A 13,169-nucleotide genomic window follows, 5' to 3' on the forward strand; every position below is an offset into this window, starting at 1 on the left:
GCGGCTCAACCCTGGCCGATCAGCGACGCCATCACCGCCTTCTGCACGTGCAGGCGGTTCTCGGCTTCGTCGATGGCGATGCAGGCAGCCGAATCCATCACCGCGTCGGTGGCCTTGATGTTGCGGCGAAGCGGCAGGCAGTGGCTGAAAAGGCCGTGGTCGGTCAGCGCCATCTTTGCCTCGTCGACGATGAAGTGCTTGTTGGCTTCGCGGATCGGCTTCTCCTGCTCCCACCGGCCGAAGTACGGCAGCGCGCCCCAGCTCTTGGCGTACACCACGTGCGCCCCCGAGTAGGCCTCCTCGATGTCGTGGCTGACCTTCAGCGAGCCGCCGTTGACCGCGGCGTTCTCGTAGCCGGCCTGCATGTAGCGCTCGTCCAGCACGTAGTCGGGCGTGGGACACAGCAGGGTCACGTCCATGCCCATCTTGGTGGCGATCAGCAATGCCGAGTTGGCCACTGCGGTGTTGAGCGGCTTGGGGTGGTAGGTCCAGGTCAGCACGTACTTCCTGTTCTGCAGATCACCCAAGTGCTCCTTCATCGCCAGCGCATGGGCCAGCTCCTGGCACGGGTGGGTGATCGTCTCCATGTTGATCACCGGCACCGTGGCGTACTGCGCGAACGCCTTGATGACCTTGTCCTCGCGGTCCACCGACCAGTCCTGGAATTTCGGGAAGGCGCGCACCGCGATCAGGTCGACGTAGCGGCTGAGCACGCGCGCTACTTCGGCGATGTGCTCCTCGGTATCGCCGTCCATCACGCTGCCCACCTCGAACTCGATTGGCCACGCGTCCTTGCCCGGCGCCAGCACAATGGCATGCCCGCCCAGGTGGAATGCACCCAGTTCGAAGCTGGTGCGGGTGCGCATCGAGGGATTGAAGAACAGCAGCGCCACCGATTTGCCGGCCAGCTGCTGCCCGCGCGGCGAGCGCTTGAACGCAGCCGCCTGTTCCAGCAGCGTGTCGATCTCGGCGCGGCTGTAGTCCTGGGTGGTGATGAAATGCCGAAGGGTCATGGGTGACATCGCTCTTGGTGAATGGTCCGGCCCTGGGTGACCGGTCCCGCCATGCTTGGACGGATCCGCGTGAGGTAAATCCAAAACGAAAAAACCCGGCGCGAGGGCCGGGTTTTTCAGTCGTTGCACCTGGAACAGCAGCGCGCGACAGCCTACCCGGCCAAATGTCGGACCAGCGGTCGGCGCGCACGCGACGTCATCCCGGCAGCCATGCGGGCGCTGGTGAGGACGTTGGCGGTATAGACGGCTGTGGACATGGGAAGCTCGGGCAGGGGAGTGGGCATGATGGCGGCAATATCGCTGCTATGCAACAAAATTAAGGGCCTGCGCCCAAACGGAAGCCGCCGCCCGAAGGCGGCGGCTCGTCGGCCCGCGGGTGCGGGATCTCAGTCGGCGGGCTCGACGCTCACCCGCACGCGCAGACGCTCGCCCGGGTCGTAGCTGAGCCGCGAGACATACACCTCGCCGCGGTAACGGTATTCCACGTCGTAGCTGGTGATGCGGCGCTGCTCGCTGATCTGGCTGACTTCGCGGCAACGCGTCTCGCTGCTTTCGTACTCGCGTCCGCCGGCCGCGCGATGCCCGACGGCGCCACCCGCCACCGCACCGGCCACGGTGGCGGCCTTGCGGCCGTCGCCCTTGCCCACCGTGTTGCCGAGCACGCCACCAACGATGGCACCAAGCACCGTACCGGCCGTGGTGTTGCCGCCCTCACGGCGGACCACCGGCTGGTCGTAACACTCCTGGCGCGGCACCTCGGTGCGCGTCACGCCGTAGTTGGGATCCACCCGCAGCACGTCGGCCCAGCCGTAGTGGGTGTTGTCGTCGCCGGGAGGGCCGGGCGGCGCATAGCGATCCTGCGCATGAACGGCACCGGCGAGCAGGGTCAGCGCCAGCGCGGGAAGCAACATCTTGGTCATTGCGGACTCCACCTCGGGAGAAGTAACCGGCCCTGATGGACCGTACGCCATTCGAGCAAATTCACACTGAATCCACGCTTAGAAATCCGTCCATCGGCGAGTCGTCTTAGCCCTTGTTAAGATGCCCGGCCTCCTTGGCCTGATGCGGGCCAGGCACGCTCTGCCGAGGATTCTCCCGCCCATGCCCATTTCGCTCTACAACAGCCTCAGCCGCCGGGTCGAGCCGTTTGCACCGCTGGACGCCGGGCGGGTCACCGTTTATCTGTGCGGGCCCACCGTCTACAGCTACGTGCACATCGGCAACGCGCGCGGGCCGGTGGTGTTCGACGTGCTGGTGCGGCTGCTGCGGCGGCATTACCCGCAGGTGGTCTACGCCCGCAACATCACCGACGTGGATGACAAGATCAACAACGCCGCACTCGAGCAGGGCGTGCCGATCAACGCCATCACCGATCGCTTCGCCGCCGCCTACCGGGAGGACATGGCCACGCTCGGCATTGCGCCGCCCGACATCGAGCCGCATGCGACCGCCCATATCGGCGAGATCATCGCCATGATCGAGACGCTGATTGCCGGAGGCAACGCCTATGCCGCCGAGGACCATGTGCTGTTCGACGTGGCGTCCTACGGGGCCTACGGCGCGCTGTCCGGTCGCGACACGGAAGAGATGATTGCCGGCGCCCGGGTGGAAGTGGCGCCCTACAAGAAAAACCCCGCCGACTTCGTGCTGTGGAAGCCGTCCACGCCCGAATTGCCGGGCTGGGACAGCCCCTGGGGCCGCGGCCGCCCGGGCTGGCACATCGAATGCTCGGCGATGAGCGCGGCGCACCTGGGCGAGACCATCGACATTCATGCCGGCGGCATCGACCTGCAGTTCCCGCATCACGAGAACGAGATCGCCCAGTCCACCTGCGCGCACGGCGGAAAGACGTTCGCCCGCTGGTGGATGCACAACGGCATGCTCACCTTCGACGGCCGCAAGATGTCCAAGTCGCTGGGCAACGTGCTGCACGTCCACCAGTTGCTCCAGCAGCATCCGCCGGAGGCCTTGCGGCTGCTGCTGCTGCGCGGTCACTACCGCCAGCCGCTGGACTGGTCGGACAACGCGATCGCCCAGGCGATCAGCACGCTGGACGGCTGGTATCGCGTGCTGCGCGACCTCGAAGGCGTTGCAGTGGAAGGCAGCCTGCCCGTACCCGAATCCATCGAGGCCGCACTTAGTGACGACCTCAACACGCCGCAGGCGCTGGCCGAGTTGTCGATGCTTGCCGATGCGGCACGGCAAGCCGGCACCCCAGCGGCCAAGGCCGCCCTGCTCGGCGGCGGCGCGCTGCTCGGCCTGCTGCAGCAACTGCCGCAAGCCTGGTTCCAGCGCGGCACCGACAGCCTCGATGGCGCTCGGGTGGAAGCCCTGCTGGAAGAGCGCCGCGCCGCGCGAGCGGCGAAGGATTTCGCCCGCGCCGATGCAATCCGCGCGGAGCTGACCACGATGGGCGTGGTCATCGAGGACGGCGCCCAAGGCACGCGCTGGAGTGTGGTCAAGGGTTGACCTCATCCGCCGCAAGTGGCCGCTTTGCTGCTCAGTCTCATGGATCCGCCGGCACGTGGAATGGCTCGTGACGTCATTCCCGCGGGAGCGGGAGGAGCTTTTCAACGCGAGTGCCGGTCATCGATATTGGCCTCTGCCCCCGCCCCATGGATTCCCGCTTTTGCGGGAATGGCGTCGAGGAGAGACGGGCACCTGCCCCGTGACGCATGAGCCCGCCCTCCCACCAGGCGGCCAGCACGACGCCGGGCCCGGTCGCGTCCCGCCGCCGGGGGCGCAATAATGCGTGGATGACCGAGACCCCCACGACCCACGACGCCCAGCAGCAAATTGCCGAGGAGTTCGCCTTCTTCGGTGACTGGACCGAGCGCTACCAGTACCTGATCGACCTGGGCAAGCAGTTGCCCGCCTTCCCCGACGACGCCAGGACCGAGGCCAACCGTGTGCACGGCTGCCAGTCGATGGTGTGGCTGGTGCCCAGCGGCGACGCGGCCAAGATGCACTTCGAGGCGATCAGCGATTCGGCCATCGTTTCCGGGCTGATCGCGCTGGTGTTGCGGGTGTACTCCGATCGCTCCGCCGCCGAAATTGTGGCGACCGAGCCGGAGTTCATCCAGACCATCGGCCTGGCCAAGCACCTCTCGCCCACGCGCTCGAACGGGCTGGCGGCGATGCTGGCCAAGATCAAGGCCTACGCCGCCGCTACGCTGGCCTGACCGGACGGCGCAAGCCAGCGCACGGGGCAGCTACATGGATGCCAGCGTGGCCTGCACGGCCGCGTCGGGCACAGGCTGTCCCGCCTCGCGTCGCTCGGAATACCGATCCACCAGTTGCGCGGCATGCGGGCGCAGCAGCACGGTGAAACGCACCAGCTCCTCCATCACGTCGACGATGCGATCGTAGTAGGCCGAGGGCTTCATGCGGCCGGCCTCGTCGAATTCCTGCCAGGCCTTGGCCACGCTGGACTGGTTGGGGATGGTGACCATGCGCATCCAGCGCCCCAGCAGGCGCAGCGTGTTGACCGCATTGAACGACTGCGAGCCGCCGGACACCTGCATCACCGCCAGCGTGCGGCCCTGGGTGGGGCGTACCGAGCCTATCGACAGCGGCAGGTGATCGATTTGCGCCTTCATCACGCCGGTGATCTGGCCGTGCCGCTCCGGGCTGCACCAGACCTGGCCCTCGGACCACAGCGAGAGCTCGCGCAGTTCGCGCACGGCCGGGTGGTCGTCAGCGCCCGGCTGGTCGGGCCACGGCAGGTCGGAGGGATCGAAGATGCGCGTTTCGGCACCGAAGAACTGCAGCAGCCGCGCCGCCTCTTCCACCGCCAGCCGCGAGTACGAGCGCTCGCGCAGCGAGCCATACAGCAGCAGGATGCGCGGCGGCGGCTGGTCCGGCGCCAGGCCCAGCGCCGGGCGGCGATGGGCGAATTCCGGCTGCAGCGCCGGCAACAGATCGGGATCGGCAAGGGTGCGCAGCCGGCTCATGCGCGCGTCTCCGCCGTCACCGGGAAGCGCGACCGCATCGCCCGCGCCGCATGCACCAGCGCCAGCAGCACCGGCACCTCCACCAGTGGCCCGATCACCGCGGCAAACGCCACCTTCGACGCCAGCCCGAATGCGGCGATGGCCACCGCGATAGCCAGCTCGAAGTTGTTGCCGGCGGCAGTAAACGCCACCGCCGTGGTGCGCGGGTAATTGGCGCCGACGAAACGCGCCATCGCGAAGCTCGCCGCAAACATCACCACAAAGTACACCACCAGCGGCAGCGCCACGCGCAGCACATCGGCCGGCAGCGCGAGCAGCTGGCCGCCCTTGAGGCTGAACATCGCCACGATGGTGAACAGCAGCGCCACCAGCGTGATCGGCCCGATGCGCGGCAGGAAGCGCTCGGTATACCAGGCCTCACCCTTGCTGCGGATCAGCACGCGCCGGCTCAGCCAGCCGGCGGCGAACGGGATGCCGAGATAGATCAGCACCGCGACAGCGATGGTGGAAAACGCCACCGGCACCACCTGCCCCGCGAGGCCGAACAGCGGCGGCAATACGCTGAGGAAGAACCACGCATACGCGCCGAAGGTGAGCAGCTGGAAGATCGCGTTGAACGCCACCAGCCCGGCCACGTATTGGTTGTCGCCGCCGGCCAGCTGGTTCCACACCAGCACCATGGCGATGCAGCGCGCGAGGCCAATCAGGATCAGCCCGGTCATGTACTCGGGCTGGTCGCGCAGGAAGATCACCGCCAGCGCGAACATCAGCAGCGGCCCGATGATCCAGTTCTGCAGCAGCGACAGCCACAACAGGCGGCGGTCGGCGAATACCCGGTGCAGCTCCTCGTAGCGCACCTTAGCCAGCGGCGGATACATCATCAGCACCAGGCCAACCGCGATCGGAAGGTTAGTGCTGCCGATGCTCAGGTGATCGAGCGCCGCGGGCAACTGCGGGAACACCGAGCCGAGCAGCACGCCCAGTGCCATCGCGGCGAATATCCACACGGTGAGGTAACGGTCGAGAAACGAGAGGCGAAGGCGTGGGGCGGCGGCGGTCATCGGTGAATCCGACAAGAGTGAAAAGCCATCAGCCGACGCGATGGCCCTGCGCATCGAGCACCGCCTCGCCGTCCTCCTTGACGAAGGCGCCACGCGGACGCATCGGCAGCAGGTCGAGCACACGCTCGGACGGCCGGCACAGCGCCACGCCCCGCGGCGAGACCACCAGCGGGCGGTTGATCAGGATCGGATGGGCGATCATCGCGTCGAGCAACGCGTCGTCCGACAGCGTGGTGTCGTGTAGCCCCAGCTCGGCGTAAGGCGTGCCTTTCTCGCGGATCAGCGCGCGCAGCGGCTCGCCCGTGCGTGCCGCCAGCTGCGCGAGCAGCGCGCGGCTCGGCGGCGTCTGCAGGTATTCGATGACGTGAGGCTCGAAACCGCAGTGCCGAATCAGGGCCAGCGTGTTGCGCGAGGTGCCGCAGGCGGGGTTGTGGTAGATCACCACGTCGAATGATGGCTCGGTGTCGTTCATGCCTTGACCTTGGTCGGAGGGCAGCAGGCCAGCTCGGCCAGCAGCGGGGTACACAGTTCAGGGTGAGCGTTGCAGCAGTCGCGGGCGAGAAACACCATCAGCGCACGCAGCGCGTCGAGCCGGGCGCGGTAGATCATCGAGCGGCTATGGCGCTCGGCACACACCAGTCCCGCACGCGCCAGCACCCCCAGGTGCGTCGACATGGTGTTCTGGGGTACGGCAAGCGAAGTTGCGATGTCGCCGGCCGGCAGGCCAAGCGGCTCACGCGTCACCAGCAGCCGGAACACCGCCAGCCGGGTCGGCTGGGCGAGCGCGGCGAGCGTGGCGAGGGCGTCGCTTTCATCCATAGTTCCAGAATCGCCGATATGTAATCGAGGCGCAAGGCCACCTACAGCTGCCAGGAGCTTTGTTCGTTTGCTGGCGTGTGATACCTGCATGCAGCGCGCGACTACAACGCCGATCCCCTCACCGGCCGCCCTGCATGCTTCGCTGCAAGCTGACGCTGTCGACGCCCCTCGATCGATACCAGGCTGGAAAGACAAAGCCCCGCGCGAGGCGGGGCTTTGACGACTCGCGGCGATGCCGGAGGAATCAGTCGCCCATCTGCTTCTGCAGGTGCTCGCGGCGCTCCTGCGCATCGAGCGAGAGCGTGGCGATCGGGCGGGCGTCGAGACGATCCACGCCGATTTCCTCGTCGGTCTCCTCGCAGTAGCCGTAGCGGCCTTCCTCGATCCGGCGCAACGCCTTGTCGATCTTGGAGATCAGCTTGCGGTAGCGATCGCGGGTGCGCAGCTCGAGCGAGTTCTCGGTTTCGCGCGTGGCGCGCTCGGCCTCGTCGCCGACGTCGCGCACTTCGTCGCGCAGGTTCTCCATGGTCTGGCGCGACTCCTCCACCAGCTGGTCACGCCAGTCACGAAGCTTCTGGCGGAAGTACGCCAGGTGCTTGGGACCCATGTACTCCTCATTGGCGGAGGGACGATAGCCCTTGGGCAATTCGATGGTGATGTTGGCGGGAAGTGCGTAACGCCCGTCTTCCTTGGTCACGCCATTGTCTGTATTTGAAGCAGCTTTATTCATTGGGGACGACTGAGACTTCTGTTTCTTGGGAGGAGTATGACTGGCAGTTGCCGTGGCAACCCGTTGACTGGCCATGCTGACCGCGCTGGCGACCTTGCCCTTGAGCGGCAACGCGGCCGATGCCGCAGGTGCGGCGGCCGGTGCCTGCCTGGCGGGCGTCGGCTTGTTCGCCGGCTGGGCCTTCGCCGCGGCAGCCACCGGCTTGGGTGCGGGCTTGGTCGCCGGCTTGCTGCTGGCGCCTGCCGAACTGCGGCTGGCTGGCTTGGTCGGTGCCTTCGTGGCGACGGGCGCCTTGCCCGTGGCCTTGGTGTGCTTGATGTTCTTGGGCGACTTCGCTGCTGCCGCTTTCTTGGCGACGGCCGGCTTGTTCGCCGCGGATTTCTTGGCCGCTGCCTTGGTTGCCGCAGCCTTGGTCACGGCCGGCTTCTTGGCAACGGGTTTTTTCGCCGCCGCCTTCTTTGCAGGAGCCGCCTTGGCGGCCGCCTTCTTCGCCGGAGCCTTCTTCGCCGCGACCTTGGTTGTTGCTGCCGCCTTTTTCGGCGCGGCTTTCACGGTGGCCTTGCTGGCGCTGCGTGCAGCGGCGGCTGAGGGCTTCGCCTTGCCCGGCTTGGCTTGTTTCGCCGAGGCCGCAGGCTTGTTCTTCTTCGCCTTGGCGGCGGTCGAACTACGCGTGGTTTTCGCCATTTCCCTTCACCGTTGTGGCCGTGGCGGCCGGGTGTTATAGCCCATGTGCCTTACACCAGCAAGCGCGCTTCTGGAATACTCGGCACTTCGAACCGCCAGCCGTCTCGGCCGCGTGAAATGTCTTGACCCGATTCCTGCTTTTTCTGCTTCGCTTCTACAAACGCTGGCTCAGCCCCCTGCTGGGGCAGCGCTGTCGCTTTTACCCCAGTTGCTCCGATTATGCACGGATTGCCGTTGCACGCTTCGGGCCGCTCCAGGGCAGTGTGTTGACGCTGTGGCGCCTGCTGCGCTGCCAGCCGCTGTGCCATGGCGGAGAGGATCCGGTGCCAGCGCACTTCCGCCTGGCGCGATGCGGACACCACCGCACCACCGACTCAAGTGAACCGCCCCGTGCGAGCTGAGGCCGCAGCGGGGTCGGCTGCGATGGCGCCATGCAACGGCGCGCCGGCCCGCGGCGCTGGCAACATCCGCCGCCGGATCGCGCGCGTGCCGAGGACCTGCTGCAGCTTGCTTGCACTGTTGCTTGTGCTGCTGCCGGCGCTGACGGTGGCGGCCGCGAGCATCGCCATGCCGCGCCGGATCACCCAGGGAGAACTGGTGATCGCCCGCGTCACCCCGGGTAGCACTGCACAGCTGGACGGCATACCGCTGAGGGTCGGCGGCGATGGCAGCGTGGTATTCGCGGCCGGCCGCGACTCGGTGGGGCCGCTGCTCTTGACCGTGCGCGACGCGCACTCGGAGAGCCGCACGTTCCGGATCGCCGTCACGCCCCGTGACTGGCCGCTGGAACGGATCGACGGCGTGCCGGCGAAGACGGTCAAACCGCCCCCGTCGATCGCCCGTCGGATTGCGCGCGAACAGGCTCAGGTTGGCGCAGCGCGCAAGCGGGACGATGCAAGGGAGGATTTCCTGCGCGGCTTCATCTGGCCGGTGAACGGGCGCATCAGCGGCCGCTTCGGCCGCCAGCGCATCTACAACGGCGCGCCGGGGGCGCCTCACTCGGGCATGGACCTGGCCGTGCCCACTGGCACGCCGGTTCGCGCGCCGGCAGCGGGCGTGGTGACGTTCGCCTCGGCCTCGCTCTTCCTCACCGGCGGCACCGTGGTGCTGGACCACGGGTTCGGGCTCAGCTCGAACTTCCTGCACTTGTCGCGGATCGACGTGCGCGTGGGCCAGCGCGTGGCGCAAGGGCAAGTGATCGCGCGGTCCGGCATGACCGGCCGGGCCACTGGCCCGCACCTGCACTGGGGCTTCAACTGGTTCGATACCCGGCTTGATCCACTGCTGCTGCCGGGACTGGCACCGCCGCGCTGAGGCGCAGCGCGTGGCTCAGCCGCGCGGCCCGAAACCGCCCTCGACACCCTTGCTGGCGTAGGCCACGGCATCGTGCGGATGCAGGCTCTCCTGGTGCTCGAGGCGCACGTGGAAATCGACGATGGCGGCATCAGCGTCGAGCGCCCGCTGGATCCGGCGGGCGGCATCTTCGCAGAACATCAGATTGCCGCCGTTGGCAAGCGCAAATGCCTGCTCGTCCTCGCGCTTCACGGCAGTCTGCACCGGCGTGCCAAGCGCCTGTTCGACACGGTCGAGCAGGCCGATGAGGTCGAGCGGTGCACCCTTGCCGAAGCGCACCAGCAGGCGCGCCACGCTGCGCTGCGCATGCGGCGTCGCGACGATGCCCTGCTCGCTGCCCAGCCAGGCCAGCACCGCCGCGTGATCCACCGGCTCGCCGGCAGCGAAATCCCGGGCGAACTGCTCCTGGATCAGCTGACGCGACAACGCGGCCGACGCCGGACAGGTGGATGAATAGACCACTTCCGTGCCCAGCTCCATGCGGAAACCCTCGGCCCCCAGGCTGGCCTCGATCGACACCGGATAGGCGCGCCAGCCGCTGTTGGCGCTGCGCAGCGCCGCGCGCCGCACCAGATGATCGAAGCGCACCGAGATGCGGGCGCGATCGGCCAGCCCCGCGTGGGATTCGAGAAACGCGTGCAGCAGCGCCTCGAGCGTGGTCGCGTCGAGCGTGCGCTTGCTCAGGTGCTCGTCCACCAGCAGGTACAGCCGCGACATGTGGATGCCGCGCTTGTCGGTGCGCGTGAGATTGACGAACGCGCCGACCTGCGCGCTGGCGCGCTGCACGTCGCCATCGCCGGCATCGAAGCGCACCGGCACCTCGATGCCGTCCATGCCGACCCAGTCCAGCGCACCGGCCAGATGCGGCTGCTCCTGATGGGCGACGTCGGGCATCAGGCGGGCGGTGTTCTCGTGGCTGTGCATGAAAAATCCTTGTCGTGCGGGCGAAGCGGTCCGCGTCGAAACGCCTATTTTGGGGCAGCCCGGCCGGGCACAACAGGCGACCGCGGGAAACGCTGCGTCCGCAGCAGGCCGGAAATGGTCAGCGTTGGTCGTGCCGCCGCCAGCGCCGCGCGGCCCGCCACGCAGCCAGCGTGTGCCCGAAAGCGCCGCCGGACAGGCCCTGCTGCAACACGTGGAGGGGATCGCCCGCGCGGGCGCCGGCGCGGGCCAAGGCCCCGCCGGTACGGGCTTCCAGCGTGCGAAAGACGCTCAGCGGACCATCGTGCCTGGACGCCTCGTCCCAGCACCGGGCGAGGTCGGACAACTGCGCGCGGAGCGCCTGATCCAGCGAGTCGCTGCGGCTACGCAACGCCGCGCGTGACAGGTGGAACCGGGCCAATCGCGCCATGGGCAGCGGCAATCGGTCGCGCTCCGCATCGTCATGCAGGCGACGCAGCGCGTGCAGCAGGTGCGCCAGGGTAGCCAGTCGCGCTGCCTTGGCAGAAGGCGCCGCGGGCCCGAACCACCAGGCCGTTTCCAGCGCCGCCAGCGCCCCGTGCAGCGGCTCGGCCGCGGCGAGCTGTGCAGAAAAATCAGCGGACGTTCCCGCCTCGAGCTGCGCAATCGCGGCGCGTACCGGCGCCAGCCAGTACTCGACCGGCAGCGCCTGCGCCCGCGCGTCGTCGAACAGCACCTGGGTGAGCGGATGACGCCCTCCGCTGGCCGCCGCGCCGGCGAGTTCTTCTGCCCACCAGTTGAGCTTCACGGCGGCTACCTGCGGCTCGCGGATGCCATATGCGGCAGCAAGCAGCTCCTGTTCCAGCGCAGCCAGCGCGATGTGCCCCGCATGCTGCTGCGGGTCGACGAAGGCAAGCGCAAGGCGCTGCTGCGGCTGCACGGCAAGCCACTTGTCGGTGTAGCTCTGCAGGGCATCGGGCGGCAGCTCGCTCATGCCGGCACGCGCCCCGCGGTCAGCAACGTCGTGAGCTGGTCCGGATGATCGACCACGCGATCGGCCTGCCAGTCGTCCGGATCGCCGCCGTCCAGGTAGCCCCAGCGCACGGCCACCGTATACAGCCCCGCCGCCGCGCCGGCGAGCACGTCGCGACGGTCGTCGCCGACGAACACGCTGTGCGCCGGATCGATGCCGGCACGCACACAGGCCAGCAGCACGGGCGCCGGGTCGGGTTTCTTCACCGCCAGCGTGTCGCCGGAGACCACCGCAGCCGCGCGCGCCGCCCAGCCGATGCGGGCCAGCAGCGGATCGGTGAGAAAGCCGGGCTTGTTGGTGACCACGCCCCAGCGCGTGCCCTGCGCCTCGAGCTGCGCCAGCAACGCATCGACGCCCTCAAATGCCACCGTGTGCTGCGCCAGCATGGATTCGTACAGCGCGAGGTAGCGCGGCACCCTCGCCTCGATCGCGGCTTCGCCAAGCCCTGCAAAGGCGCAGCGAAGGATGGCCCGCGAACCGCGTGACACCACCTCGCGCACCGGCTCGAACGGCGGCGCCGGCACGCCCTCTTCCAGACACTGCTGCACGAGCGCCGCATAAAGGTCCGGGGCGCTGTCGAGCAGGGTGCCGTCCAGGTCGAACAGCACGCCGCCCAGCGGCGACGGCAGCGTCCTCATGCGCCCTTGCGTGCGCACAGCACGTAGTTCACCGCGGTGATGCGGCTGAGCCAGGCCTTGCGGCTGATCGGGTTGTAGGCCAGGCCGCTGACGTCCTCCAGCTCCAGCCCGGCATGACGCAGCAGCCGCGCCAGCTCGGAAGGCTTGAGGAACTGCGCGTAGTGGTGCGTGCCTCGCGGCAGCAGCCGCATCAGGTACTCCGCGCCGATGATGGCGGTGCCGAACGCGGCCGGCGTGCGGTTGAGCGTGGACATGAACAGGCGGCCGCCCGGCTTGAGCATCGCCGCCAGATCATTCACCAGCGCCTCGGGATCGGGCACGTGCTCGATCATCTCCATGCAGCAAACGGCATCGAAGCTCGCCGGCTCGGCTTCCGCCAGCGCCTTGGAGGATTGCACCCGGTAATCGACGGTGAGGTTCGACTCGTACAGGTGCAGCCTGGCGATCTCGATGACCTTTTCGCCCAGGTCGATGCCGGTGACGCGAGCCCCTTCCCGTGCCAGTGCCTCGCTGAGCAGGCCACCGCCGCAGCCGACGTCGGCCACCTTTGCATCGCGCAGGTTGCTGCGCGCGGCCACGTAGGCGGCGCGGACCGGGTTGAGGTCGTGCAGCGGCCGGGATTCGCCATCCGGATCCCACCACCGCGCGGCGAGTTTGTCGAAACGCGCGATCTCTTCCGGACTGACGTTGGCGTGCGTGGTCTGCATGGTCAAGGCTCCGGGCGGGCGCTCAGCGCGCCTGCCATTCGTGGACAGTGATATCCCAGCCGCCGCTGGTATGCGCCGGATCGCGCTGGACGATGGCCTGCGCCGCGTCGGCGTCAACCGCACGCAGCAGGTAGGCACCGCCGGAGCGGTCGGTGAACGGGCCGGAGCGCTCGATGGTGCCGTCCAGCCGCAGGGCATCGAGAAACGCCATGTGCGCGCTGATCGCGGCGGGGTCCACCTGCGGCCGGCGCAGCAGCATGACCAGGTAAAGCTTCATC

The 13,169-nt window shown here is 68.1% G+C and carries 16 protein-coding genes; 4 read left to right on the top strand and 12 right to left on the bottom strand.

The window, feature by feature from the left end; translation table 11 throughout:
• Positions 1-5 precede the first annotated feature (5 nt).
• On the bottom strand, positions 6-1,013 hold the full coding sequence (locus VFG40_RS07425) for an N-acetylornithine carbamoyltransferase (RefSeq protein WP_324896498.1): 1,008 nt from the start codon (positions 1,011-1,013) through the stop codon (positions 6-8).
• 386 nt (positions 1,014-1,399) lie between these two features.
• Positions 1,400-1,933, bottom strand: a complete 534-nt coding sequence (locus VFG40_RS07430) for a glycine zipper 2TM domain-containing protein (RefSeq protein ID WP_324896500.1) — start codon at positions 1,931-1,933, stop codon at positions 1,400-1,402.
• 181 nt (positions 1,934-2,114) lie between these two features.
• Here VFG40_RS07430 and cysS point away from each other — a divergent pair, with 181 nt between their 5' ends.
• Positions 2,115-3,482: a cysteine--tRNA ligase gene (cysS, locus tag VFG40_RS07435; RefSeq protein ID WP_324896502.1), complete on the top strand. Its 1,368-nt coding sequence runs from the start codon at positions 2,115-2,117 to the stop codon at positions 3,480-3,482.
• Positions 3,483-3,769: 287 nt separating this feature from the next.
• Positions 3,770-4,195 (top strand): SufE family protein, encoded by a 426-nt coding sequence (locus VFG40_RS07440; protein WP_324896504.1) that lies wholly within the window; start codon positions 3,770-3,772, stop codon positions 4,193-4,195.
• A gap of 30 nt (positions 4,196-4,225) precedes the next feature.
• Here the strand turns inward: VFG40_RS07440 and arsH are convergent, their stop codons facing one another.
• From arsH to dksA, 5 genes are all read right to left on the bottom strand, one after another.
• A complete protein-coding gene (gene arsH / locus VFG40_RS07445) occupies positions 4,226-4,966 on the bottom strand; it encodes an arsenical resistance protein ArsH (RefSeq protein WP_324896506.1) in 741 nt (246 codons plus the stop codon).
• Positions 4,963-6,027: an ACR3 family arsenite efflux transporter gene (arsB, locus tag VFG40_RS07450; RefSeq protein ID WP_324896508.1), complete on the bottom strand. Its 1,065-nt coding sequence runs from the start codon at positions 6,025-6,027 to the stop codon at positions 4,963-4,965. Before arsB ends, arsH begins: the two co-directional genes overlap by 4 nt.
• Positions 6,028-6,055: 28 nt before the next feature.
• Complete coding sequence (arsC, locus tag VFG40_RS07455) at positions 6,056-6,499, bottom strand: arsenate reductase (glutaredoxin) (protein WP_324896510.1); 444 nt, start codon at positions 6,497-6,499, stop codon at positions 6,056-6,058.
• Complete coding sequence (locus tag VFG40_RS07460; protein WP_324896512.1) at positions 6,496-6,846, bottom strand: ArsR/SmtB family transcription factor; 351 nt, start codon at positions 6,844-6,846, stop codon at positions 6,496-6,498. The genes arsC and VFG40_RS07460 overlap by 4 nt, the downstream gene beginning before the upstream one ends.
• Before the next feature lie 244 nt (positions 6,847-7,090).
• Complete coding sequence (dksA, locus tag VFG40_RS07465) at positions 7,091-8,260, bottom strand: RNA polymerase-binding protein DksA (RefSeq protein WP_324896514.1); 1,170 nt, start codon at positions 8,258-8,260, stop codon at positions 7,091-7,093.
• Positions 8,261-8,382: 122 nt separating this feature from the next.
• Here dksA and yidD point away from each other — a divergent pair, with 122 nt between their 5' ends.
• Entirely contained in the window at positions 8,383-8,661 is a 279-nt protein-coding gene (gene yidD / locus VFG40_RS07470; RefSeq protein ID WP_324896516.1) for a membrane protein insertion efficiency factor YidD, read from the top strand.
• 106 nt (positions 8,662-8,767) lie between these two features.
• Positions 8,768-9,574 (top strand): M23 family metallopeptidase, encoded by an 807-nt coding sequence (locus VFG40_RS07475; RefSeq protein WP_414649263.1) that lies wholly within the window; start codon positions 8,768-8,770, stop codon positions 9,572-9,574.
• 15 nt (positions 9,575-9,589) lie between these two features.
• On the opposite strand, the gene folE2 is transcribed toward VFG40_RS07475, so the two are convergent.
• From folE2 to VFG40_RS07500, 5 genes are all read right to left on the bottom strand, one after another.
• The gene (folE2, locus tag VFG40_RS07480) at positions 9,590-10,537 is read right to left on the bottom strand and encodes a GTP cyclohydrolase FolE2 (protein ID WP_324896518.1); all 948 of its coding nucleotides are present in this window, start codon (positions 10,535-10,537) and stop codon (positions 9,590-9,592) included.
• Between the two features lie 118 nt (positions 10,538-10,655).
• Positions 10,656-11,507, bottom strand: coding sequence for a squalene/phytoene synthase family protein (locus VFG40_RS07485; RefSeq protein ID WP_324896520.1), 852 nt, complete (start codon positions 11,505-11,507; stop codon positions 10,656-10,658).
• Positions 11,504-12,184, bottom strand: coding sequence for a phosphoglycolate phosphatase (gene gph, locus VFG40_RS07490; protein ID WP_324896522.1), 681 nt, complete (start codon positions 12,182-12,184; stop codon positions 11,504-11,506). The genes VFG40_RS07485 and gph overlap by 4 nt, the downstream gene beginning before the upstream one ends.
• Complete coding sequence (gene ubiG / locus VFG40_RS07495) at positions 12,181-12,891, bottom strand: bifunctional 2-polyprenyl-6-hydroxyphenol methylase/3-demethylubiquinol 3-O-methyltransferase UbiG (RefSeq protein WP_324896524.1); 711 nt, start codon at positions 12,889-12,891, stop codon at positions 12,181-12,183. Before ubiG ends, gph begins: the two co-directional genes overlap by 4 nt.
• A 22-nt stretch (positions 12,892-12,913) precedes the next feature.
• Positions 12,914-13,168, bottom strand: coding sequence for a YciI family protein (locus VFG40_RS07500; RefSeq protein ID WP_324896527.1), 255 nt, complete (start codon positions 13,166-13,168; stop codon positions 12,914-12,916).
• Between the last annotated feature and the right edge of the window lies 1 nt (position 13,169).

The sequence above is a fragment of the Dyella sp. genome, from assembly GCF_035685805.1.
In the GTDB taxonomy this organism is placed as follows: Bacteria; Pseudomonadota; Gammaproteobacteria; order Xanthomonadales; family Rhodanobacteraceae; genus Dyella_A.

Bases quoted from the DNA above. Each gene is read 5' to 3' on its own strand.
- VFG40_RS07500 (WP_324896527.1), bottom strand. From the start codon at position 13,168: ATGAAGCTTTACCTGGTCATGCTGCTGCGCCGGCCGCAGGTGGACCCC.
- VFG40_RS07425 (WP_324896498.1), bottom strand. From the start codon at position 1,013: ATGACCCTTCGGCATTTCATCACCACCCAGGACTACAGCCGCGCCGAG.
- gph (WP_324896522.1), bottom strand. From the start codon at position 12,184: ATGAGGACGCTGCCGTCGCCGCTGGGCGGCGTGCTGTTCGACCTGGAC.
- cysS (WP_324896502.1), top strand. From the start codon at position 2,115: ATGCCCATTTCGCTCTACAACAGCCTCAGCCGCCGGGTCGAGCCGTTT.
- VFG40_RS07430 (WP_324896500.1), bottom strand. From the start codon at position 1,933: ATGACCAAGATGTTGCTTCCCGCGCTGGCGCTGACCCTGCTCGCCGGT.
- ubiG (WP_324896524.1), bottom strand. From the start codon at position 12,891: ATGCAGACCACGCACGCCAACGTCAGTCCGGAAGAGATCGCGCGTTTC.
- VFG40_RS07485 (WP_324896520.1), bottom strand. From the start codon at position 11,507: ATGAGCGAGCTGCCGCCCGATGCCCTGCAGAGCTACACCGACAAGTGG.
- VFG40_RS07440 (WP_324896504.1), top strand. From the start codon at position 3,770: ATGACCGAGACCCCCACGACCCACGACGCCCAGCAGCAAATTGCCGAG.
- arsC (WP_324896510.1), bottom strand. From the start codon at position 6,499: ATGAACGACACCGAGCCATCATTCGACGTGGTGATCTACCACAACCCC.
- dksA (WP_324896514.1), bottom strand. From the start codon at position 8,260: ATGGCGAAAACCACGCGTAGTTCGACCGCCGCCAAGGCGAAGAAGAAC.
- arsB (WP_324896508.1), bottom strand. From the start codon at position 6,027: ATGACCGCCGCCGCCCCACGCCTTCGCCTCTCGTTTCTCGACCGTTAC.
- folE2 (WP_324896518.1), bottom strand. From the start codon at position 10,537: ATGCACAGCCACGAGAACACCGCCCGCCTGATGCCCGACGTCGCCCAT.
- arsH (WP_324896506.1), bottom strand. From the start codon at position 4,966: ATGAGCCGGCTGCGCACCCTTGCCGATCCCGATCTGTTGCCGGCGCTG.
- VFG40_RS07460 (WP_324896512.1), bottom strand. From the start codon at position 6,846: ATGGATGAAAGCGACGCCCTCGCCACGCTCGCCGCGCTCGCCCAGCCG.